Origin of the sequence: Bradyrhizobium sp. CCBAU 45321, assembly GCF_028128975.1 — a bacterium.
In the GTDB taxonomy this organism is placed as follows: Bacteria; Pseudomonadota; Alphaproteobacteria; order Rhizobiales; family Xanthobacteraceae; genus Bradyrhizobium; species Bradyrhizobium yuanmingense.
In genome coordinates, this window is sequence record NZ_LFKZ01000017.1 from 108,888 (window position 1) to 128,664 (window position 19,777).

25 protein-coding genes and 1 riboswitch are annotated in these 19,777 nt (G+C 65.6%); of the genes, 12 read left to right on the top strand and 13 right to left on the bottom strand.

Translation table 11 applies throughout. From position 1 onward, the window contains the following. The first annotated feature begins 138 nt into the window (after positions 1 to 138). Both ACM43_RS06430 and ACM43_RS06435 read left to right on the top strand, forming a co-directional pair. Positions 139 to 561 carry a hypothetical protein gene (locus ACM43_RS06430; protein WP_036009414.1) on the top strand — a complete coding sequence of 141 codons (423 nt, stop codon included), beginning with the start codon at positions 139 to 141 and terminating at the stop codon, positions 559 to 561. Positions 562 to 857: 296 nt separating this feature from the next. Next, entirely contained in the window at positions 858 to 995 is a 138-nt protein-coding gene (locus ACM43_RS06435; RefSeq protein WP_007614812.1) for a hypothetical protein, read from the top strand. A gap of 37 nt (positions 996 to 1,032) precedes the next feature. Here the strand turns inward: ACM43_RS06435 and ACM43_RS06440 are convergent, their stop codons facing one another. From ACM43_RS06440 to ACM43_RS06450, 3 genes are all read right to left on the bottom strand, one after another. Further along, the gene (locus ACM43_RS06440; protein ID WP_198399945.1) at positions 1,033 to 1,179 is read right to left on the bottom strand and encodes a hypothetical protein; all 147 of its coding nucleotides are present in this window, start codon (positions 1,177 to 1,179) and stop codon (positions 1,033 to 1,035) included. Between the two features lie 197 nt (positions 1,180 to 1,376). After that, positions 1,377 to 1,856, bottom strand: coding sequence for a MaoC family dehydratase (locus ACM43_RS06445; protein WP_157286537.1), 480 nt, complete (start codon positions 1,854 to 1,856; stop codon positions 1,377 to 1,379). Next, positions 1,856 to 2,308 carry a MaoC family dehydratase gene (locus ACM43_RS06450; RefSeq protein WP_036027191.1) on the bottom strand — a complete coding sequence of 151 codons (453 nt, stop codon included), beginning with the start codon at positions 2,306 to 2,308 and terminating at the stop codon, positions 1,856 to 1,858. Before ACM43_RS06450 ends, ACM43_RS06445 begins: the two co-directional genes overlap by 1 nt. Before the next feature lie 167 nt (positions 2,309 to 2,475). On the opposite strand from ACM43_RS06450, the gene ACM43_RS06455 reads away from it, so the two are divergent. Continuing rightward, a complete protein-coding gene (locus tag ACM43_RS06455; RefSeq protein ID WP_028134403.1) occupies positions 2,476 to 2,772 on the top strand; it encodes a DUF4282 domain-containing protein in 297 nt (98 codons plus the stop codon). A gap of 114 nt (positions 2,773 to 2,886) precedes the next feature. On the opposite strand, the gene ychF is transcribed toward ACM43_RS06455, so the two are convergent. The 4 genes from ychF to ACM43_RS06475 form a co-directional block, all read right to left on the bottom strand. Next, positions 2,887 to 3,984 carry a redox-regulated ATPase YchF gene (gene ychF, locus ACM43_RS06460; protein ID WP_271539014.1) on the bottom strand — a complete coding sequence of 366 codons (1,098 nt, stop codon included), beginning with the start codon at positions 3,982 to 3,984 and terminating at the stop codon, positions 2,887 to 2,889. 123 nt (positions 3,985 to 4,107) lie between these two features. Continuing rightward, a complete protein-coding gene (gene pth, locus ACM43_RS06465; RefSeq protein ID WP_271539016.1) occupies positions 4,108 to 4,713 on the bottom strand; it encodes an aminoacyl-tRNA hydrolase in 606 nt (201 codons plus the stop codon). Positions 4,714 to 4,771: 58 nt separating this feature from the next. Continuing rightward, positions 4,772 to 5,488, bottom strand: coding sequence for a 50S ribosomal protein L25/general stress protein Ctc (locus ACM43_RS06470; protein ID WP_271539018.1), 717 nt, complete (start codon positions 5,486 to 5,488; stop codon positions 4,772 to 4,774). A 322-nt stretch (positions 5,489 to 5,810) separates the two neighbouring features. Further along, entirely contained in the window at positions 5,811 to 6,074 is a 264-nt protein-coding gene (locus tag ACM43_RS06475; RefSeq protein WP_157286535.1) for an accessory factor UbiK family protein, read from the bottom strand. 199 nt (positions 6,075 to 6,273) lie between these two features. Between ACM43_RS06475 and lgt the strand changes: the two genes are divergently transcribed. The 5 genes from lgt (at position 6,274) to ACM43_RS06500 (ending at position 11,105) form a co-directional block, all read left to right on the top strand. Further along, positions 6,274 to 7,119 carry a prolipoprotein diacylglyceryl transferase gene (lgt, locus tag ACM43_RS06480; protein WP_271539020.1) on the top strand — a complete coding sequence of 282 codons (846 nt, stop codon included), beginning with the start codon at positions 6,274 to 6,276 and terminating at the stop codon, positions 7,117 to 7,119. Between the two features lie 20 nt (positions 7,120 to 7,139). Continuing rightward, a complete protein-coding gene (locus ACM43_RS06485; RefSeq protein ID WP_271539022.1) occupies positions 7,140 to 8,258 on the top strand; it encodes a class I SAM-dependent methyltransferase in 1,119 nt (372 codons plus the stop codon). Then, complete coding sequence (gene pgeF / locus ACM43_RS06490; RefSeq protein WP_271539025.1) at positions 8,255 to 9,022, top strand: peptidoglycan editing factor PgeF; 768 nt, start codon at positions 8,255 to 8,257, stop codon at positions 9,020 to 9,022. Before ACM43_RS06485 ends, pgeF begins: the two co-directional genes overlap by 4 nt. A gap of 323 nt (positions 9,023 to 9,345) precedes the next feature. Next, positions 9,346 to 9,957, top strand: coding sequence for a hypothetical protein (locus ACM43_RS06495; protein ID WP_157286532.1), 612 nt, complete (start codon positions 9,346 to 9,348; stop codon positions 9,955 to 9,957). Between the two features lie 194 nt (positions 9,958 to 10,151). Next, entirely contained in the window at positions 10,152 to 11,105 is a 954-nt protein-coding gene (locus tag ACM43_RS06500) for a ribose-phosphate pyrophosphokinase (RefSeq protein WP_036009398.1), read from the top strand. A gap of 124 nt (positions 11,106 to 11,229) precedes the next feature. Here ACM43_RS06500 and ACM43_RS06505 read toward each other — a convergent pair whose 3' ends face one another. Next, positions 11,230 to 11,787 carry a 6,7-dimethyl-8-ribityllumazine synthase gene (locus tag ACM43_RS06505; RefSeq protein ID WP_271539029.1) on the bottom strand — a complete coding sequence of 186 codons (558 nt, stop codon included), beginning with the start codon at positions 11,785 to 11,787 and terminating at the stop codon, positions 11,230 to 11,232. Positions 11,788 to 11,864: 77 nt separating this feature from the next. Beyond that, positions 11,865 to 12,024: riboswitch (FMN riboswitch) on the bottom strand. A gap of 432 nt (positions 12,025 to 12,456) precedes the next feature. On the opposite strand from ACM43_RS06505, the gene ACM43_RS06510 reads away from it, so the two are divergent. Both ACM43_RS06510 and proC read left to right on the top strand, forming a co-directional pair. After that, positions 12,457 to 12,957: a YbjN domain-containing protein gene (locus ACM43_RS06510; protein ID WP_271539031.1), complete on the top strand. Its 501-nt coding sequence runs from the start codon at positions 12,457 to 12,459 to the stop codon at positions 12,955 to 12,957. A 201-nt stretch (positions 12,958 to 13,158) separates the two neighbouring features. After that, the gene (proC, locus tag ACM43_RS06515; protein WP_271539033.1) at positions 13,159 to 13,983 is read left to right on the top strand and encodes a pyrroline-5-carboxylate reductase; all 825 of its coding nucleotides are present in this window, start codon (positions 13,159 to 13,161) and stop codon (positions 13,981 to 13,983) included. Between the two features lie 97 nt (positions 13,984 to 14,080). Here the strand turns inward: proC and ACM43_RS06520 are convergent, their stop codons facing one another. From ACM43_RS06520 to ACM43_RS06540, 5 genes are all read right to left on the bottom strand, one after another. After that, complete coding sequence (locus ACM43_RS06520; RefSeq protein WP_271539035.1) at positions 14,081 to 14,485, bottom strand: thioesterase family protein; 405 nt, start codon at positions 14,483 to 14,485, stop codon at positions 14,081 to 14,083. Positions 14,486 to 14,544: 59 nt separating this feature from the next. Then, complete coding sequence (locus tag ACM43_RS06525; protein ID WP_025033847.1) at positions 14,545 to 14,748, bottom strand: tautomerase family protein; 204 nt, start codon at positions 14,746 to 14,748, stop codon at positions 14,545 to 14,547. Between the two features lie 118 nt (positions 14,749 to 14,866). Further along, a complete protein-coding gene (hisS, locus tag ACM43_RS06530; protein ID WP_271539038.1) occupies positions 14,867 to 16,387 on the bottom strand; it encodes a histidine--tRNA ligase in 1,521 nt (506 codons plus the stop codon). A 40-nt stretch (positions 16,388 to 16,427) separates the two neighbouring features. Then, positions 16,428 to 16,952 (bottom strand): YegJ family protein, encoded by a 525-nt coding sequence (locus ACM43_RS06535; protein ID WP_271539040.1) that lies wholly within the window; start codon positions 16,950 to 16,952, stop codon positions 16,428 to 16,430. Between the two features lie 115 nt (positions 16,953 to 17,067). Continuing rightward, positions 17,068 to 18,150, bottom strand: coding sequence for a branched-chain amino acid aminotransferase (locus tag ACM43_RS06540; RefSeq protein WP_271539042.1), 1,083 nt, complete (start codon positions 18,148 to 18,150; stop codon positions 17,068 to 17,070). Positions 18,151 to 18,487: 337 nt separating this feature from the next. Here ACM43_RS06540 and ACM43_RS06545 point away from each other — a divergent pair, with 337 nt between their 5' ends. Next, the gene (locus ACM43_RS06545) at positions 18,488 to 19,030 is read left to right on the top strand and encodes a MarR family winged helix-turn-helix transcriptional regulator (protein WP_057027673.1); all 543 of its coding nucleotides are present in this window, start codon (positions 18,488 to 18,490) and stop codon (positions 19,028 to 19,030) included. Next, complete coding sequence (locus ACM43_RS06550) at positions 19,027 to 19,758, top strand: response regulator (RefSeq protein WP_271539045.1); 732 nt, start codon at positions 19,027 to 19,029, stop codon at positions 19,756 to 19,758. Before ACM43_RS06545 ends, ACM43_RS06550 begins: the two co-directional genes overlap by 4 nt. The last annotated feature ends 19 nt before the right edge of the window (positions 19,759 to 19,777 follow it).

A 19,777-nucleotide genomic window follows, 5' to 3' on the forward strand; every position in this document is an offset into this window, starting at 1 on the left:
AAAACCCCCGAATGGTCCGGCCTTGCCGCATCTCGGCCCATTTGCGGTCAAAATCGGACGCCCTGATGCGGCCTGCCTCACAGACGTCGTCGTGCGGGGGACACTCGCGCTGCGCTCAACGCGAACAGGGGAATAACGATGAACGCCATGCGTCCGGAAAAGATCGAAGCCACCGAGACCGAGACGGTCGACACCAACCTCGCCGCCGTGACCGAGGTCGAAGCCGGCATCCGCGACTTCGTCCGCAACGACATCGCCTATCTGCGCCGTCCGGCCGCGACCACCACCGACGCCCCGCCGCTCGACCCGAGCGCGGAAGCCACCGTCAACAACGTCAACTCGCTGATCCAGCGCGTCGCCGGCACCTCGCTCGCCGAGATCGAGAATTTGATCTCCGAGCTCGAGAGCCTGCGCGACCTGCTTCACGCCGAAGGCCAGCGCGTCCAGCGCGAGATCTCCGGCTACGCCCAGCTCAGCCAGGCCGCGATGAAGTCGACCCGCATGATCGCCGACAACGTCGCGCAGTGGAAGCGCGCCGCCGACGGCCTGCGCAACAGCTGATCGCCGGCACGAAACGCATCATCGGCCGCCGCGTTCCGGAAGGGACGCGGCGGTTTTGATTTCGAGGGAGGCCTCGTGCCCCGGACGCGATGCGGCACGCAGTGACGCGTCGCAGAGCCGGGGCCCATGTCACAGCATTTCTCCAGCGCGGCCTTCTGGGTCCCAGCTCTGCGCAGCAGCGTTGCACGCTGCAGCGCGTTCGGGACACGAGACTGCCGTTTGAACCCACCGCCGCTCCCGGGCGACAAACGCCAAGCGCCCGTGCCGTCGCGGCCGGGCTCAGGGGGACATTTCAGATGGAAAGCATTCGGCCCGACACCACGGACCCGATCCCGTTGCGGCCCGCGCCGAATCAATTCGGCACGATCATGCTGCGCTTTGTCGGGCTGCTGGCGGTTGCGATCGCCATCCTTGCGTTCGTCTATAGCCGCTGAGCTGCGGCCGGATGCCGGCCGCGATCGTTAACGAATCTTACCGGGCCGCTTCCACGGTCGAGGCTTCCAGCGTGTAGGCGCCATCGGCGTAGCCCTTCGCCACCATGCCCGCGACCAGCATCACGGCCAGCGTCGCGGTCGCGAAGATGAATCCAACAAATTTGAGTGCGCCGCGATCAGCCATGGTCCTCGTCCCCTGTCGTCTGCCTATTCGTTTCAAATAGACAGCGACAGGTTCATAATTAGTTAGCAACTGACTGGTTCCGCGAAACTGCTTCGCCGTAACCATGTTGCGCAGGCTTATGGCAGCCACCCGGAATCGCGTCCATAGCGCGCGGGCAACACTCGCGCACTCATTTGCCCGTTCATCTTGGAACAGATCTAACCGCCCTCGCGCAGCGGCACGAAGGCGGAGGCGGTGATGGAATAGACCTCCTCGCCGCGCTGGTTGGTGCCGGTGGTGCGGGCCGTCAAAATGCCCCAGCCGGGACGGGAGGCGGAGGCGCGCTTGTCGATGACTTCATTGACGTAAGCGACGGTATCGCCGGCGAGCACCGGCCTGATCCAGCGCAGGTCGCGAAAGCCTGGCGACGGGCCCCACACCGCGACCTCCTCGCCGCGCGAGGCGGCCTCGCGCGCCAGACGCTGGCCGTCGGCGACAAGCAGGCTCATGCAGGCCGAGCCGACATGCCAGCCCGAGGCCGCGAGCCCGCCGAACAGCGAGTTCTTGCCCTCCTCCTCATCGAGGTGAAAGCGCTGCGGATCGAACTTCGCGGCGAAGGTCTTGATCTTTTCCGCCGTGAACGTATAGGCGCCGATCTCGCGACGCTGACCGATCGCGATGTCTTCGAAGAACCGCATCAGGCCGCTCCTTCGCGCCGCTTGATCAGGATCGGCGAGGTCATCTCGGCGAGCGCCTGCCCCGCCGCATTGCGCGCGGTGCATTTGAACTTGACGATGCCGAGCTCAGGTCGGCTCTTCGAGGCCCGCGCTTCCAGGACATCGACGTCGAGCGTGAGATCGTCGCCGGGCCGCAGTGGCGACAGCCAGCGCACCTCGTCGACGCCGGGAGATCCCAGTGACGCGGCGCGCGTGATGAAGCCGTCGGCCATCATCCGCATCATCAGCGAGCACAGGTGCCAGCCCGAACCGGACAGGCCGCGCAGCATGCTCTCAGCTGCTGCCGCCTCGTCGAGATGCATCGGCTGCGGATCGAACTCGGCGGCGAAGGCCAATATCTCGTCGCGGGTGACGTGGCGCGGGCCGAACGTTCCGAACCGGCCAGGCGGGAAATCTTCGAAGGTCAGGGTCATCTCGGGAAAGCTTTGCGGGAATGACAGATTGTGGCCGCACTTTGCGGCAATCTCAACCCGCCGGCCCGCATGGCTCGTGCTACATACTTGAGATCGGCGTTGATTTGAGTCGGATTGATCGACGGCCGAAGCCCGATTTGAAGTCCCGATTTGCCTTGGGGAGAGCAATGTTCTCATTCAGCGACCTGTTCCAATGGGACCGCTTCATCACGCCGACGATCATCAAGACCTTCTACTGGCTGGTGATCGCGCTGATCTGCCTGTTCGGGCTCTCCGGCATCTTCTCAGGGTTGGCTGCGATGGCGATCAGCCCGTTCGGCGGCTTCCTGGTGCTGCTGTCGTCGATCGCCAGCGTCGTGGTCGGCATCGTGTTCTCGCGCATCGTCGCGGAGCTGATCCTGATCGTCTTCCGCATCAACGAGCATCTCGGCGCGATCAGGGACCAGGGATCAGGGATGCGGTGATTCCCGTCATTCCGGGGCGCCTCGAAGAGGCGAGCCCGGAATCCATTGAGCCACAGAACAAGCGTATAGATGGATTCCGGGCTCGCGCTTCGCGCGCCCCGGAATGACCAGCTCCTACGTATTGAACCTGAAATGCATCACGTCGCCGTCGGCGACGACGTAGTCCTTGCCTTCGAGGCGGAGCTTGCCGGCATCGCGGGCACCGGCTTCGCCGCCGAGCGCGACATAATCGTCATACGCGATGGTCTCGGCGCGGATAAAACCCTTCTCGAAATCGGTGTGGATCACGCCGGCCGCCGCCGGCGCCTTGGTGCCGCGATGGATGGTCCAGGCGCGCGCTTCCTTCGGGCCCACGGTGAAATAGGTGATGAGATCGAGCAGGGTGTAGCCGGCGCGGATCAGACGGTCGAGGCCGGCTTCTTCGAGGCCCAAGGTCTCCAGGAAGTCCGCGCGCTCGTCACGCGAGATGGTCGCGATCTCGGATTCGATCTTGGCGGAGATGACGACGGCAACTGCGCCCTCCTTCGCCGCCTGCTCCTCGACTGCCTTGGAGAAGGTGTTGCCGGTGGCAGCCGAGCCTTCCTCGACGTTGCAGACATAGAGCACGGGCTTGGACGACAGCAGGCCGAGCATTCCGAAGGCGCGCTCCTCCTCCGCCTTGCGCTCGACGAGGCGCGCGGGCTTGCCTTCGCGCAAGAGCACCAGGGTGCGGCCCACGAGATCGAGCTGCTCCTTGGCGTCCTTGTCGTTGCCCTTGGCCTTCTTGGTGAGATTGTCGACGCGCTTCTCGAGGCTGTCGAGGTCGGCGAGCATCAGCTCGGTCTCGATGGTCTCGATGTCCGCGAGCGGGGCGATCTTGCCTTCGACATGGGTGATGTCGGAGTCTTCAAAGCAGCGCACCACATGCGCGATGGCGTCGACCTCGCGGATATTGGCGAGGAACTGGTTGCCGAGGCCTTCGCCCTTGGAGGCGCCGCGCACGAGGCCGGCGATGTCGACGAAGGTCAGCCGGGTCGGGATGATCTGGCCCGACTTGGCGATCGCGGCGAGCTTGTCGAGCCTGGGATCGGGCACGGCGACCTCGCCGACATTCGGCTCGATGGTGCAGAACGGATAGTTCGCGGCCTGCGCCGCGGCCGTCTCGGTCAGCGCATTGAACAAGGTCGACTTGCCGACATTGGGCAATCCGACGATCCCGCATTTGAATCCCATGGTGGTCCTGGCCTCCGCGCTCCGCGCGTCAATATCTTCCGAACTCGTCATGCGCGGGCTTGACCCGCGCATCCATCTTCTTCGAACGATGGATCGCCGGATCAAGTCCGGCGATGACCGGTGTTATTCCTTGCCGTTCTCGTCCTTGGTCAAAAACCCCTTCGCCTGCATGGCCAGATGCACCCTGTTGGCGAAGGTCGCGTCCGTGCCCTTGGCAAGCAGCGCGGCGTGCTCGGCCACCGCATCGCAGAGCGTCGTCACCCATTCGTTGTCGGCCTTGGCGAAGTCCGACAGCACATGGCCGTGCACCAGCTCCTTGACGCCGGGATGACCGATGCCGAGCCGGACCCGGCGATAATCGTTGCCGACATGCGCCGAGATCGAGCGCAGGCCGTTGTGGCCGGCGATGCCGCCGCCGATCTTCACCCGCACCTTGCCCGGCGGCAGCTCGAGCTCGTCGTGGAACACGGTGGTGTCGCCCGCGGCGATCTTGAAGAAGCTCGCCGCTTCCTGAACGCTGCGGCCGGACTCGTTCATGTAGGTCGTGGGCTTGAGCAGGATCACGCGCTCGGTGCCGAGCGCACCTTCCGAGGTCTCGCCCTGAAAGCGGCGGCGCCACGGCGCAAAGCCATGACGCCGCGCGATCTCATCGACGGCCATGAAGCCGATATTGTGCCGGTTACGTGCGTATTTCGCGCCGGGATTGCCGAGCCCAACAAAGAGTCGCATGACGCGGCGCGCCCCCCGCTCGGCGCGCGGTCAAGGACCGCGCGCCAGCTTCGAGAGATTACTTCTTCTTGTCGCCGCCGGCGGGAGCCTTGGCAGCAGCGGCAGGAGCAGCAGCCGGTGCCGCAGCACCAGCGGCCGGAGCAGCCGCAGCGCCCGGGGCCGCACCAGCAGCGGCAGCCGCAGCAGCCGCCTTCTGCTCTTCGGCGTAACCGGACGGCGGAACGATGGTGACGAGGGTCGCGTCCTCGCGGGTCAGCGCCTTGACGCAGGCCGGCAGCTTGACGTCGGCCAGATGCAGGGAGTGACCGATCTCGAGCGAGCCGACATCGGCCTCGATGTACTGCGGGATGCTCTCGACGCCGCATTCGAGCTCGATCGCGTGCGCGACGATGTTGACGGTGCCGCCGCGCTTCACGCCCGGAGAGGTTTCCGCCTTCACCACGTGCAGGGGAACGCTGATGCGGATGGTGGCGCCTTCGCCCAGCCGCATGAAGTCGACATGGATCGGGAAGTCCTTGACCGGGTCGAGGTGGTAGTCGCGCGGAATGACGCGGTGCTTCTTGCCCTCGAGGTCGATGTCGACCAGCGTGGTCAGGAACCGGCCGGCAAGGATGCGCTGGCGCAGTTCACGATCTTCGATCGAGATCGTCAGCGGGGGCTGGTTGTTGCCGTAGATCACTCCGGGCACTCGCCCGGCGCGACGCTCAGCCCGGGCGGCCCCCTTGCCGCTCTTCGGACGTGCGGTCGCCTTCAATTCCTTGACGGTCGTCGCCATGTCGTTAAGTCCTTGTTTTTGCAAAAGTTAATGGGCCGCAAGGCGGCCCATGGCATGGTCCACAGCAAGCCTCCAGGGGTGCGGGGGCCGCGGACGTGGCGGGCTTTTACCCGGAAGCTGCGGAAATGACAAGGAGAATGGGCTGGCGGGCGGTTTCCTCCCTCCCCTGGAGGGGGAGGGTCGGCTCATATGGAGCGTAGCGAAATGTGAGCCGGGGTGGGGTGACAGTCTCTCCACCGAGGCGGTGCCGAGTGGAGAGATCACCCCACCCGGCGCTGCGCGCCGACCCTCCCCCTCCAGGGAAGGTCAGAGAGACCGCGCTTTAAGACGTCGGGGTCCCCCCCAGCTTGGCCTCCAGCGCTGCGATCCGCGTCTTCAGGGCTTCGTTCTCCTCGCGCGCCAGGCGCGCCATGTCCTTGACCGCCTCGAACTCCTCGCGCTTGACGAGGTCCATGTCGCGCAGGAATTTCTCGGCCTGGCTGCGCATCACGGAATCGAACTCACGCTTGACGCCCTGGGCAGCACCGGCGGCGTCGTTCATCAGGCGGCCGATCTCGTCGAAAAACCGGTTGTTGGTCTGGGTCATTGTGGGCCTCCGATAAACTTTGCGCGACCTCGCGGAAAGACAATGGCAATCCGACGAGGCCGGTTCAAGGGCGAAGCGGCGGTATCCTTGTCATGGGCCGGTTTCCTTGCAATCGTATTCAACTGCCCTGCATAAGAAGAATCGCACGGCGCCTGCCGGTGCTCCTTCGCCGCAATCTCGTCCAGACTCAGAAGGCGCGATGCCCTTTCTGCTCATCGACTTCCCCGCCTTCAACCCGATCGCGCTCGAGATCGGTCCGTTCGCGATCAAATGGTATGCCCTGGCCTATATCTGCGGCATCGTGTTCGGCTGGCTTTATGCCCGCGCGCTGCTGAAGAGCGAACGCCTGTGGGGCGGACCCGCGCCGATCTCGCTGCTTCAGATCGATGACTTCATCCTGTGGGTCACGCTCGGCATCATCCTCGGCGGCCGCGCCGGCTACGTGCTGTTCTACAACCTGCCCTTCTTCATCGATCATCCCGCCGCGATCTTTAAGTTGTGGGAGGGCGGGATGTCGTTCCACGGCGGCTTCCTCGGTTGCGTCGTCGCGGTGATGTGGTTCGCCTACCGCAACGGCATCTCGATCCTGTCGCTCGGCGACATCACCACCGCGGTCGCCCCGGTCGGACTCTTGCTCGGACGCATCGCCAATTTCATCAACGGCGAATTGTGGGGCCGCGCCACCGACCCGAGCCTGCCCTGGGCGATCATCTTCCCCAACGATCCCACGCAGTTGCCGCGGCATCCGAGCCAGCTCTACCAAGCCGGCATGGAGGGCATCCTGCTGTTCACCGTGCTGGCGATCATGATCCGGTTCGGCGCCTTGAAGCGCCCCGGCATGATCCTCGGCGCCTTCATCCTGGTCTATGGCCTGGCCCGCATCGCCGGGGAGCATTTCCGCGAGCCGGACGCGCAGCTCGGTTTTCTCTGGGGCGGATTAACCATGGGCATGCTGCTGTCGATCCCGATGCTTATCGTCGGCCTCATTCTTATTGTATTGGCAGTGAGGCGTGGTGCGCCGACGCCCGTCGAGGCCATTCGTTAATTCATTTCGAGAAGATCGCCGTGACCGACCAGCCGCTGCTCAACGAGATCAAGGCGCTGATCAAATCCTCCGGGCCGATGCCGGTCTGGCGGTACATGGAACTTTGCCTGATGCATCCGCGGTACGGCTATTACGTCTCGCGCGATCCGCTCGGGCGCGAGGGCGACTTCACGACGGCGCCCGAAGTCAGCCAGATGTTCGGCGAGCTGCTGGGCCTGTGGACCGCCTCGGTATGGAAACAGATGGGCTCGCCGCAATTTTTGCGGCTGATCGAGCTCGGCCCCGGCCGGGGCACCATGATGGCGGATGCGCTGCGGGCGCTCCGCGTGCTGCCACCGCTCTACCAGGCGCTCCACATCCACATGGTCGAGGTCAATCCCGTGTTGCGGGAACGGCAGAGCGCGACGCTCGCCAACGTGCGCAACATCGCCTGGCACGACAGCATCGACGAGGTGCCGGAGGGCCCGAGCATCATCCTCGCCAACGAATATTTCGACGTGCTGCCGATCCACCAGATGGTCCGGCTCGAGAACGGCTGGCACGAGCGCGTGATCGAGATCGATCCCAACGGCAAGCTTCAGTTCGGCGCGGCGCCGGAGCCGACGCCGCGCTTCGACGTGCTGCTGCCGCCCTTGGTGCGCGCCGCCCCGATCGGCGCCGTGTTCGAGTGGCGTCCCGACGGCGAGATCATGAAGCTCGCCACGCGCGTGCGCGACCAGGACGGCGCCGCGCTGATCATCGATTATGGGCATCTGCGCAGCGATGCCGGCGATACTTTCCAGGCCATCGCCCGCCACACCTTCGCCGACCCCTTGAAGGCGCCGGGCCAGGCCGACGTCACCGCCCATGTCGACTTCCAGGCGCTGGCGCGCGCGGCCGAGGATGTCGGCGCGCGCGTGCATGGGCCGGTAACGCAAGGCGATTTCCTCAAGCGGATCGGCATCGACACCCGCGCCGCCGCCCTGATGCAGAAAGCAGCGCCTGACGTCGCCACCGACATTTCGGTGGCACTCAAGCGCCTGACCGACACCGGACGTGGCGGCATGGGCTCGATGTTCAAGGTGCTCGGCATCTCCGAGCCGCGGCTGACAAGCCTTGCCGGCCTCAGCGATCTCGAACAGGCAGGAGAGGCCTCATGACGATAGCTTCGTCGCTGCTGTCCGCCGTGCCCGGCCTGCGCCATGCTTTCTTCACCCGCGAAGGCGGCGTCTCCGGCGGCATCTATTCCGCGCTGAACGGCGGGCTCGGCTCCAATGACGATCAGGCCCTGGTCGCGGAGAACCGCCGCCGCATGGCCGAGCATGTCGGCGTTGCGCCCGAGCGCTTCCTCAGCCTGCACCAGATCCATTCGCCCGACGTGCTGGTTGCCGAGGCACCGTGGCCGAGCGGGCCGCGACCAAAAGGCGACGCGCTGGTCACGAAGACGCCGGGCATCGCGCTCGGCGTCTCCACCGCCGATTGCGGGCCGGTGTTGTTCGTGGATCCCCAGGCGCGCGTGATCGGTGGCGCGCATGCGGGGTGGAAGGGCGCACTGACGGGCGTGCTGGAATCCACCATCGCGGCGATGGAGCAGCTCGGCGCCACGCGCGGCGGCATCATCGCCGCGATCGGCCCGTTGATCCGCCAGGACAGCTACGAGGTCGGCAACGAGTTCGTCGCGCGCTTCATCGAACAGGATGCGGAGAACGTTGTGTTCTTCATCCCCTCGGTGCGCGAGGGCCACGCGATGTTCGATCTCGCCGGCTTCATCCGCAAGCGGCTGGAGGCCGCCGGCATCCTGATGATCGACGATCTCGGCCTCGACACCTATTCCGACGAGCGCTTCTTCAGCTATCGCCGTTCGGTGCACCGCAAGGAGCCGGATTACGGCCGCCACGTTCACGCGATTGCGCTGGAGGGATGAGGCCTCGCGCCCCGGACGCGGTGCAGCACGTAAGTGATGTGCCGCTGAGCCGGGGCCCATGTCTCTGCAATCTCAATCTCGGCGGCAATCTGGGTCCCGGCTCAGCGCAGCGGCACTGCGCGCCGCAGCGCGTCCGGGACACAGGGGCAACCCCGTCATTCCGGGGCTCGCGAAGCGAGAACCCGGAATCCATCGTGCGGCAATTCACGCTGCGAAATGGATTCCGGGTTCGATGCTTGCGCATCGCCCCGGAATGACGGTGGGGGGTGTGGCTCGCCCGCCCTAGACGTTAATGCGTTTTAACGATATCGCTGCCCTCCATAATGAGGGACGCGTCATTCATCTTTCGCCGCGCGGGTTCGCGCGTGCTGGCGGTCATGCTGCTGGCAGCGGCGGCCGCGCTGGGCGGCTGCGGCGGCGGCAGTGCCGTCAATTCCTATGCGATGGCGCCGAGCGCCGGCAGCGGGGCCACTATCGCCTTCGAATCGATCGACGGGCCACCTCCGCAAGTGTTCGACCGCATGGTCGGCGTGCTCGACAGCGAATCCAAGCTGCGCAGCCTGTCCGTGGTCTCCCGCGAAGGTACGGCTGCCTATCGCGTGCGCAGCTACCTCTCCGCCCAGGTGGTGCGCGGCAAGACCGTGATCGCCTGGGTCTGGGACGTCTACGACGCCAACCAGCAGCGCGCGCTGCGTCTTTCCGGCGAGGAACCGACCTCGGCCAAGGGCGGCCGCGACGCGTGGTTGGCTGCCGACGACCTCGTGCTGCGGAAGATCGCCCAGGCCGGATTCAGCGGACTTTCCAACATGATCAACGGAACGCCGGATGCACCCGGCGCGGCTCCGGCATTGCGGGGACCGGCGGTGGCCAGCGTCGTCAAGGACGCTTCCGCGCCGGACATGCCGGCATCAGCGCTCGGCTATGCCGAGCAATAACCCCCGCTAAACCACGGCCTCAACTTGCGGCCAAGCCGTTGGCCCGACTCAGGATTTTCAAAGGGAAAACGTAGCATCCCGGGTTGCCATTGCGGCCTTCCGCCTGATATTTCCTCGCCCGTCGTAACCGTGCTGCCAGCGGGTATTCTCAGATGTTGAAGGTCGTATCCAGCAAAGCGCGGGAGGAAGCGTCCATGTCGGCCAAAAACGGCTCCATCAAGCTCGTCGCCGGCAACTCCAATCCGGCCCTCGCCCAGGCGATCGCGCAAGGGCTCGACCTGCCGCTGACCAAGGCGGTGGTACGGCGCTTCGCCGATATGGAGATCTTCGTCGAGATCCAGGAGAACGTCCGCGGCTCGGATGCCTTCGTCATTCAGTCGACCTCGTTCCCCGCCAACGACCATCTGATGGAATTGCTGATCATCACCGACGCGCTGCGCCGCTCCTCGGCGCGCCGCATCACCGCGGTGCTGCCCTATTTCGGCTACGCAAGGCAGGACCGTAAGTCCGGTTCACGCACGCCGATCTCGGCCAAGCTCGTCGCCAACATGATCACGCAGGCCGGCGTCGACCGCGTCATGACGCTCGACCTGCATGCCGGCCAGATCCAGGGCTTCTTCGACATTCCGACCGACAACCTGTTCGCCGCGCCGCTGATGGTGCGCGACATCAAGGACAAGTTCGACCTGACCAAGACGATGGTGGTCTCGCCCGACGTCGGCGGCGTCGCCCGCGCGCGCGGCCTCGCCAAGCGCATCAACACCCCGCTCGCGATCGTCGACAAGCGCCGCGAGCGGCCGGGCGAGTCCGAGGTCATGAACGTGATCGGCGACGTCTCCGGCCACACCTGCATCCTCGTCGACGACATCGTCGATTCCGGCGGCACGCTGGTGAACGCGGCCGATGCGCTGCTCGCCAAGGGCGCCAAGGACGTCTACGCCTACATCACCCACGGCGTGCTCTCCGGCGGCGCGGCGGCGCGCATCGCCGGCTCCAGGCTGAAGGAGCTGGTGATCACCGATTCGATCCTGCCGACCGACGCGGTGACCAAGGCGCCGAACATCCGCACCCTGCCGATCGCCAGCCTGATCTCGGATGCGATCGCGCGCACGGCGGCGGAAGAATCGGTGTCGAGCCTGTTCGATTGATTTGATCTAGCACCGTCATTCCGGGGCGGCGCGCCAGCGCCGAACCCGGAGTCCATCCTGCAGCAATCCGTGTCGATCAACGGATTCCGGGTTCGCGCTGCGCGCGCCCCGGAATGACCATTGCCTACCCCACGATCCCCGCCGCGACCTGGCCGCGCAGGCGCTCCAGGCCGTGCAACGTCTCCGCGCAGGCGCTCGCGACCTCGACGCCCTTGATCGCAAAGTGCTTGCGGAAGAAATCGTAGTGCACCTCGGTCTCGTGGAATTGCTGCGGCGTCAGCACGGCCGAGAACACCGGCACCTCCGTGCGCAACTGCACGTCCATCAGCGCCTTGATCACGGTGTCGGCGACGAATTCGTGGCGGTAGATGCCGCCGTCGACGACGAGACCGGCCGCGACGATTGCGGTGTAGCGCCGCGTCTTGGCGAGGACCTGCGCGTGCAGCGGGATCTCGAACGAGCCCGGCACCTCGAACACGTCGACATGGGTGAGGTGGCGGGCTTCCGCCTCCTTCATGAAGGCGATGCGGGCTTCCGCGACCACGTCGCGGTGCCAGCAGGCCTGCACGAAGGCCACCCGCTGCGGCTTGGCGAAGCGCGGATGCGCAGGGGCCGGGTCCACGGGAACCGGCGGCGGCGTTTGGGACGTTTCGGTTTGGGGATCTTGCAGCATCTGATTCATGGCTTTCCTCGGTTTAAGGACCAGAATCAGGGCACACGGAACGACAAACAGCCGCACCTTGCGATGCGTCTGCCAGCGACCGTTCTCTTTCATCCGGACTTTAACCGTCGGCTTCGGAGTTGCACCGAATCTGCTGACCCTTCCGTTCGGGATAAACCCTTGCGGAAGGCGCTCGCGGGCTTGGGCTTGTCGGCCCTTACCGCCGGTGGGGACTTTCACCCCGCCCTGAGAACATCGGCCGCCCGGGATGAACGGCCTATCAGGAAATATGCCGCCGCCGGGCAGTCGCGGCAAGCGTGTTCCGCATGGGCCAAGCGCATGGTCCCATGTCCGCACGGCGGCCCGGCCCTCGCCCCACGGAATTTGCGGCGAGCTTTTTTGCCGAATCCGATTCCGGTTTGTTCTCGTCCGTTAAGAATTGTGGCGGAGATGAGCTGTGGACGAACGAGTCCTGGCTTGTGGACGGACTCGCGACCCCGTTGCGCAGATTCCGCAAATCACATCACTTGATCCGCGACAGGCCCGCGCTGATCCGAGGGATCGCAACAGCGACTCCGAGGGGATTGCAAAGGCTGATCCGAGGGACGCCGCAGCGACGTTTAGGGAGTGCGCGCCGGGCCCAACCGCGTGCGTATCAAAGACAACAAGAAGGCAAGAGGTCGAGACGGCATGTCCCTGCTCGAAGGCACTATCGATTCCAGAAACCATCCGCTCGCGGTGGTCGAGGACATCGCCGCCAGCAACAACTGGCCGTTCGAACGCTCCGGCGAGGACGAGCTCACGATTGTCTCCAAGGGACAATGGACCGACTACCAGCTCTCCTTCACCTGGATGGGCGAGATCGAGGCGCTGCATCTGGCCTGCGCCTTCGACATGAAGATTCCGCCCGCGCGCCGCGGCGAGGTGCAGCGGCTCGTTGCCGCCGTGAACGAGCAGCTGTGGGTCGGCCATTTCGACCTGTGGACCAACACCGGCATGGTGATGCACCGTCAGGCCCTGGTGCTGCCGAGCGGCCTCACCGCCTCGCCGGCGCAATGCGAGGTCATGCTCGCCGGCGCCATTCATGCCTGCGAGCGCTACTTCCCCGCGTTCCAGTTCGTGGTGTGGGCCGGCAAGAGCACCGCGGAGGCGATGGACGCGGCAATGTTCGATACGGTCGGAGAAGCGTAGGGCCTACCAAGGCGCGAGGGCGGCAGCTCCCTCCCCACGTCATCCCGGACAAGCGCGCCCAAAGCGCGCCGATCCGGGATCCATACCGCGTGATGTCGCTTGTGGCACAACGCTTGTTGCTCTGCCCTCCGTCCATTAGAACGGCCTGTGGTTATGGATCCCCGCCTTCGCGGGGACGACACCGAGTAATTGGCGACACCGATGGCGAACAGCACCCTCGAAAAGGTCACCGGCACCATCCTGCTCGCCGGCGCCGGCAAGATGGGCGGCGCGATGCTGACCGGATGGCTTTCGGGCGGGCTCGATCCGCGCCGCGTCGCGGTGATCGAGCCGCACATTGCGCCCGAGATCTCCGCGCTGGCCGCCAAGGGCGTCGTGCTCAATCCCGATGTGAGCGCCGCCGGCGCCGTCGAGACGCTGGTCGTGGCGGTGAAGCCGCAGATGTTCCGCGAGGCCGGCGCCAAGCTGAAACCGTTCGTCTCGGACAAAACGTCGGTAGTCTCGATCATGGCGGGCACCACGATCGCCTCGCTCCAGGAGGTCTGTGGCGGCGCCGTGGTGCGCGCAATGCCGAATACGCCGGCCGCGATCGGCCGCGGCATCACCGTCGCTGTCGCAGCGAACGACGTCAGCGCCGCGCAGCGCGCAGTGGCCGATGCGCTGCTGCGCGCGACCGGCTCGGTCGAATGGGTCGAGGACGAAGGATTGATGGACGCGGTCACCGCCGTGTCCGGCTCGGGCCCGGCCTATTTGTTCCTGCTCGCCGAAGAGCTCGCCCGCGCCGGCGTCGAAGCGGGATTGCCCGAAGCGCTGGCGACCAAGCTCGCCCGCGAGACCGTCGCCGGCTCCGGCGAGCTGCTGCACCGGTCGGAGCTGCCGTCGAGCACCCTGCGCCAGAACGTCACCTCGCCCGGCGGCACCACGGCCGCAGCGCTCAGTGTGCTGATGGGCGAGCCGGGCCTGCGCGAACTCATGATCCGCGCCATCGCGGCGGCGACGCAGCGGTCGAAGGAGCTGGCGAAGTAGGACAGTGCCGTAGGGTGGGCAAAGCGAAGCGCGCCCACCACCTTCATACGAGTCTGAGCAGAGATGGTGGGCACGGCGCTTTGCGCCTTTGCCCACCCTACGGCGTCGTGCCCGCGGTTAGCCGCTTGTTGAACGTCTCGACATTGACGAGCCCGCGGGCGTGGCGGCCTTCGCCGAGCTTGCGCGGGCCCTCGAACGCCTCGACCTCAAAGCGGATGACGCGGCGCTCGACCGCGATCACCTTTGCGGTGGTCCGCACGGTTGCGCCGACCAGCGCGGCGGCAAGATGGCGGATGTCGACCTCGGTACCGACCGTGACCCAGCCCGGCTGAAGCGCTGAGCGGATCGCATCGCCCGATGTCATCTCCATCTCCAGGATCATCATCGGCGTCGCGTAGACAAACGGCATGCCCGACACGAAATGCCCGACCGTGCGCTCCACCGGGACCACCAGCGTACGCTCGGCGCTCATGCCGATATTAATGAAGTCGCGTGCGTCCATTGGGCTGGCTCGTCCTTCCGGGGGGCGCGATAGCGCGAACCCGGAATGATGCTAACGCGTCACTTCTTCGCCGCCGCCGCGCGCTCCACGAAGGTCTTGCCGCCCTTCATCTTGTGACGGAGCGGGGCTTCGTTGATCTGGATGACGACGGCATCGGCATCGACGCCGAGATTCTTCACCAGCGCCTGGGTGATGTCGCGCATCATGCCGGCCTTCTGCTCGTCGGTACGGCCTTCGGCCATGCTGATGGTGATCTCAGGCATTCTTCTCTCCCTGCTGCTGTCGTCATGGCCGGGCTTGTCCCGGCCATCCACGTTCCTTTCCATCAAACAAGACGTGGATGCCCGGGACAAGCCCGGGCATGACGCGGCCTGCGAATAGCTAGCCCCAGCTCACGTCATGGCGGGCCAGCACCTCGCGCACCTTGGCGACGAGATCGGCTTCGCTGCACGAGAACTGCGCCGGCCGGCTCTCGCGCCATTCCTGGTTGGAGGCGATCGCGGCGGCCGCCTTGGCGCCCTCGATCAGGTCCTTGACCTGCACCTCGCCGCGCGCCTTTTCATCCGAGCCCTGGATGATGACGCAAGGTGAGTTGCGGCGGTCGGCATATTTGAGCTGGTTGCCCATGTTCTTGGGATTGCCGAGATAGAGCTCGGCGCGGATGCCGGCGCTGCGCAAGCTCGCCACCATCTTCTGGTAATCGGCGACGCGGTCGCGGTCGAACACGGTGACGACGACGGGGCCGACTTCCGGCCGCGTGTCGAGCTTGCCGAGCAGCGTCAGCGCCGCCTGCAGCCGCGACACGCCGATCGAGAAACCGGTCGCCGGCACCGGCTCGCCGCGGAAGCGCGAGACGAGGCCGTCATAACGCCCGCCGCCACCGACCGAGCCGAAGCGCACCGGGCGGCCCTTCTCGTCCTTGGTGTCGAGCAGGAGTTCGACCTCGTAGACGGGCCCGGTGTAATATTCGAGGCCGCGCACGACCGAGGGATCGATCTTGATACGATCCGCACCATAGCCCGAGGCCGTGACCAGTTTTGCAATCTCTTCCAGCTCGCTGACGCCGGCCTGACCGACTTCGCTCTTGGCGAGATAGGTTTCTGCCGCGGCAATTGCTTCTTTCCAATCCTCGCGCGGCTTGGTGATGGCGAGAACAACATCGGCTTCCGCCGCGCTCAAATTGGCGCCTTTGGTGAAGTCGCCCTTGCCTTCCTCGCCGCCATCCCAGCGTCCGGGACCGAGCAGCTTGCGCACTTCATCCGCGGAAAACTTGTCGAGCTTGTCGATCGCGCGCAGCACGGTCAGTCGGCGCGCCGCATTTTCCTCACCCGCGAGGCCAATGGCTTCCAGCACGCCATCGAGCACCTTGCGGTTGTTCACCTTCACCACGTACTGGCCGCGCGCGATGCCGAGCGCCTCCATCGTGTCGGCCGCCATCATGCAGATTTCGGCATCCGCCGCCGGCGTCGCCGAGCCGACCGTGTCGGCATCGAACTGCATGAACTGGCGGAAGCGGCCGGGGCCGGGCTTCTCGTTGCGGAAGACGTAGCCAACGCGGTAGCTGCGATAGGGCAGCACCAGACCATCTGTACCGTAGCGCTCACCGACGTAGCGGGCGAGCGGCGCGGTCAGATCGTAGCGCAGGCTGATCCATTGCTCGTCGTCGTCCTGGAACGAGAACACGCCCTCGTTCGGACGATCTTGATCCGGCAGGAATTTGCCGAGCGCGTCGGTATATTCCATCGCCGGCGTCTCCACCGGTTCGAAACCGTAGAGCTCGTAGACGGCGCGGATCTTCTCGACCATCTCGCGCGTCGCCCGGATCGCGGCAGGATCGCGATCCTCGAGCCCGCGCGGCAGGCGCGCCTTCAGTTTCTGGGGTTTTTTGGGTTTCTCGGCCATGCGCGGCGTTTACCAGCCGGGGCGCAAGGCGGCAACTGCCCTACGGCTGCTCCATTCGCGCCCGGAGCGCGTCCGCGTCGGCCTTCGGCAGCGATTTCAGCGTCGGCTTGATGGTCTCGCCGCCGACGATCTTGCCGTTGCGCATGAACATCCAGTCCGAGATGTCGGCCTCCGCGAACTTGACCTTATCGCCGGCTCGCTTGCCCGGCAGATCGCGCGGCTCGTTGGCGAAGACGCCGGTCAAGGTCCCGTCGGGCAGCTTCTTCACCTCACCGATCCAGATGTGCTCCCCGCCCTTGCGGGTCGTAAAGCGCACCTTCAAAGCGTGACCAGACTCGGACGGCTTGGGCGATTCATAGGAGGCCCAGAAGGTCGGCAGCGAGCCGCGGGCGCGAGCGATCGCGGTGTTCATCTCGGGGTCGGTGGTGCGTACGTCGACGATCGGCGAGCGGTCTTGCGCTGCGACCTCGTGCGTCGGGCCGATGGTCAGAATGCCGAAAACGCAAACGCCGGTGATGGCGGCGAGAACGACCCATTTTATGGGTTGGGAGAGCTTTGTTGCCATGGTCGCGATGTCCGGAACGCTCGTTGTGTCCTGGCTTTGTCGCACGTCGGCAGCAGCACGTTCAGTGCGCAATAAGCCACAAACGTTGCGCTTTTTACCCTCCGCTGGAGGGTGATCAAAACACCTTGCGGATCCAGTTGTGGGGATCGTTGGTGCGGCCGTACTGGATGTCGACGAGCTGCTTGCGCAGGCCCATGGCGACCGGGCCGGCGACGCCGCCCGAGATGTCGAAATCGCCGCTGACCGAGCGCACCTTGCCGATCGGCGAGATCACGGCGGCGGTGCCGCAGGCGAAGGCTTCCTTCAGCCTGCCTGAGGCCGCGTCCTTGCGCCACTGCTCGAGCGTATAGGGTTCTTCGCGCACCGTCTTGCCGGCGTCGCGGGCGAGCGTGATGATGGAGTCGCGGGTGATGCCGGGCAGGATGGTGCCGAGCGGCGGCGTCGACAGCGAGCCGTCGTCGAACACGAAGAACACGTTCATGCCGCCGAGCTCCTCGATGTAGCGGCGCTCGACCGCGTCAAGGAAGACGACCTGGTCGCAGCCGTGCTGAATCGCTTCGGCCTGGGCGCGCAGGCTCGCGGCATAATTGCCGCCGCATTTGACCGCGCCGGTGCCGCCGATCGCGGCGCGCGTGTAGTTCTCCGACACCCAGATCGAGACCGGCGCGGGCCCGCCCTTGAAGTAGGAGCCGACCGGCGAGGCGATCACCGCAAAGATGTATTCGGACGATGGCTTGACGCCGAGGAAGGTCTCGCTCGCGATCATGAACGGGCGCAAGTAAAGGCTGCCCTCGCCGCCCGGCATCCAGGCGCGGTCGATGCGCACGACCTGCTCGACCGCCTCGATGAAGACGTCTTCGGGCAGCTGCGCCATCGCCATGCGATCGGCCGAGTCCTTGAAGCGGCGCGCATTGGCGTCGGGACGGAACAGGTTCACCCCGCCGTCGTCGCGCTTGTAGGCCTTCAAGCCTTCGAAGATCTCCTGGGCGTAGTGCAGAACCGCGCCGGCGGGATCGAGCTGGAAGTTGGCGCGCGCCTCGATTTTCGCCTCGTACCAGCCGCCCTTGGCCTGGTTGTAGCGGACGATTGCCATGTGATCGGTGAAGATCCGCCCGAAGCCGGGATCCACCAGCTTGGCGACGCGGTCCTTCTCGGGCGTCGGATTGGATGCGGGCTGGATGTCGAATGTCATGCTCATGTCCTTGCCTCCCGCTGCCGGTGGCGGCGCTATTTCTCGCGCCCGCCTGCCCGCTCGGGCCCGGCTGGCTTGATTGGTTTCTGGCTGGACCGCCGCCAGCCATGTTACGGCCGGTTTCCGCAGCCAGCATGTCATCGAGGACATGCTTTTGCGGAAGGCGGAAGTCCAGTATGTTTTGCCGAAATGCCGCTCGACAATTGCACGGTAGATCTGCTTCGGCCGTCGCCGCCTGTCCGGCTCTCTCCGGCCGTCCTGCTCCGACGCCACCCGGCGCGAAACGATCTAAAATTTCGTGCGGGTCGATCGTTTTGTAACATTGAACCCAAGATACGTCAATATGCCTGACATAAATTTCGCGACTCCTTCTCAAGACGCTGCCGCGCCCCGGCCGGCCGCAGGCGATGGAGGCAATTTGCGCTGGGATATCATCGAGCTGCTGTTCTTCGCCTATCGCGATTTCGTCGGCGATCCCGACCAGGAGCTGGAGGCGTTCGGCTTCGGCCGGGCCCATCACCGGGTCATGCATTTCGTCTACCGCTATCCCGGGCTCAAGGTCGCCGACCTGCTCGACGTCCTGCGCATCACCAAACAGTCGCTCGGCCGGGTGCTGAAGCAGCTCCTGGACGAGGGCTATATCGTGCAGAAGACCGGCGACAATGATCGTCGCCAGCGGCTGCTCTACGCGACGCCGAAGGGCGAGGCGCTGGTGCAGAAGCTCGCCGGGCTGCAGACCACGCGGATCACCAGGGCGCTCGCGGAGATGGGTCCGCAGGATGCCGAGACGGTCAAGCGCTTCCTGCGCGCAATGATCGATCGCGACGATCCGGACAAGGTGCTGGAGACGATCTTCGCTTCCGTCAAACAAGACGCCAAGGAGTGACCGTGCCGCTCGCAGCCACGCTCACGCGCCCGCCGGTGCAACCGGCCGACGATGCCCCGCATCTCTTGCTGGTCGACGACGACCGCCGCATCCGCGACCTGCTCTCGCGCTTTCTTGCAAGTGAAGGCTACCGCGTCACCACCGCGGCGAGCGCCGGCGATGCGCGCTCGAAGCTGATGGGCCTGCATTTCGATCTCCTGATCCTCGACGTCATGATGCCCGGCGAGACCGGCTTCGACCTCGCCCGCTTCATCCGCACCTCGTCCTCGGTGCCGATCGTGATGCTGACGGCGCGCCACGAGGCGGAAGCCCGCATCGAAGGCCTGCAGATCGGCGCCGACGATTACGTCGCAAAACCGTTCGAGCCGCGCGAGCTGGCGCTGCGCATCAACAACATTCTCAAGCGCGCCGCGCCGCCGCCGCAGGCCACGACGCTCGAGAAGATCGCCTTCGGCCCCTATGTCTACCATCTCGAACGCGGCGAATTGCGCCAGGGCGAGGAGGTCATCCACCTCACCGACCGCGAGCGCGAGATGCTGAGGATTCTCGCGGAGACGCCGGGCGAGACCGTGCCGCGCAGCGCGCTGACCGGCAATGGCAGCGTCAACGAGCGCGCCGTCGACGTGCAGATCAACCGCCTCCGGCGCAAGATCGAGACCGATCCCGCCAATCCGCTGTTCCTGCAGGCGGTGCGCGGCATCGGCTACCGCCTGGTGGCCTCGCCCTGAACCGCAGTGAAGCGCGCCA

Bases quoted from the DNA above. Each gene is read 5' to 3' on its own strand.
- ACM43_RS06430 (WP_036009414.1), top strand. From the start codon at position 139: ATGAACGCCATGCGTCCGGAAAAGATCGAAGCCACCGAGACCGAGACG.
- ACM43_RS06435 (WP_007614812.1), top strand. From the start codon at position 858: ATGGAAAGCATTCGGCCCGACACCACGGACCCGATCCCGTTGCGGCCC.
- ACM43_RS06440 (WP_198399945.1), bottom strand. From the start codon at position 1,179: ATGGCTGATCGCGGCGCACTCAAATTTGTTGGATTCATCTTCGCGACC.
- ACM43_RS06445 (WP_157286537.1), bottom strand. From the start codon at position 1,856: ATGCGGTTCTTCGAAGACATCGCGATCGGTCAGCGTCGCGAGATCGGC.
- ACM43_RS06450 (WP_036027191.1), bottom strand. From the start codon at position 2,308: ATGACCCTGACCTTCGAAGATTTCCCGCCTGGCCGGTTCGGAACGTTC.
- ACM43_RS06455 (WP_028134403.1), top strand. From the start codon at position 2,476: ATGTTCTCATTCAGCGACCTGTTCCAATGGGACCGCTTCATCACGCCG.
- ychF (WP_271539014.1), bottom strand. From the start codon at position 3,984: ATGGGATTCAAATGCGGGATCGTCGGATTGCCCAATGTCGGCAAGTCG.
- pth (WP_271539016.1), bottom strand. From the start codon at position 4,713: ATGCGACTCTTTGTTGGGCTCGGCAATCCCGGCGCGAAATACGCACGT.
- ACM43_RS06470 (WP_271539018.1), bottom strand. From the start codon at position 5,488: ATGGCGACGACCGTCAAGGAATTGAAGGCGACCGCACGTCCGAAGAGC.
- ACM43_RS06475 (WP_157286535.1), bottom strand. From the start codon at position 6,074: ATGACCCAGACCAACAACCGGTTTTTCGACGAGATCGGCCGCCTGATG.
- lgt (WP_271539020.1), top strand. From the start codon at position 6,274: ATGCCCTTTCTGCTCATCGACTTCCCCGCCTTCAACCCGATCGCGCTC.
- pgeF (WP_271539025.1), top strand. From the start codon at position 8,255: ATGACGATAGCTTCGTCGCTGCTGTCCGCCGTGCCCGGCCTGCGCCAT.
- ACM43_RS06495 (WP_157286532.1), top strand. From the start codon at position 9,346: ATGAGGGACGCGTCATTCATCTTTCGCCGCGCGGGTTCGCGCGTGCTG.
- ACM43_RS06500 (WP_036009398.1), top strand. From the start codon at position 10,152: ATGTCGGCCAAAAACGGCTCCATCAAGCTCGTCGCCGGCAACTCCAAT.
- ACM43_RS06505 (WP_271539029.1), bottom strand. From the start codon at position 11,787: ATGAATCAGATGCTGCAAGATCCCCAAACCGAAACGTCCCAAACGCCG.
- ACM43_RS06510 (WP_271539031.1), top strand. From the start codon at position 12,457: ATGTCCCTGCTCGAAGGCACTATCGATTCCAGAAACCATCCGCTCGCG.
- proC (WP_271539033.1), top strand. From the start codon at position 13,159: ATGGCGAACAGCACCCTCGAAAAGGTCACCGGCACCATCCTGCTCGCC.
- ACM43_RS06520 (WP_271539035.1), bottom strand. From the start codon at position 14,485: ATGGACGCACGCGACTTCATTAATATCGGCATGAGCGCCGAGCGTACG.
- ACM43_RS06525 (WP_025033847.1), bottom strand. From the start codon at position 14,748: ATGCCTGAGATCACCATCAGCATGGCCGAAGGCCGTACCGACGAGCAG.
- hisS (WP_271539038.1), bottom strand. From the start codon at position 16,387: ATGGCCGAGAAACCCAAAAAACCCCAGAAACTGAAGGCGCGCCTGCCG.
- ACM43_RS06535 (WP_271539040.1), bottom strand. From the start codon at position 16,952: ATGGCAACAAAGCTCTCCCAACCCATAAAATGGGTCGTTCTCGCCGCC.
- ACM43_RS06540 (WP_271539042.1), bottom strand. From the start codon at position 18,150: ATGAGCATGACATTCGACATCCAGCCCGCATCCAATCCGACGCCCGAG.
- ACM43_RS06545 (WP_057027673.1), top strand. From the start codon at position 18,488: ATGCCTGACATAAATTTCGCGACTCCTTCTCAAGACGCTGCCGCGCCC.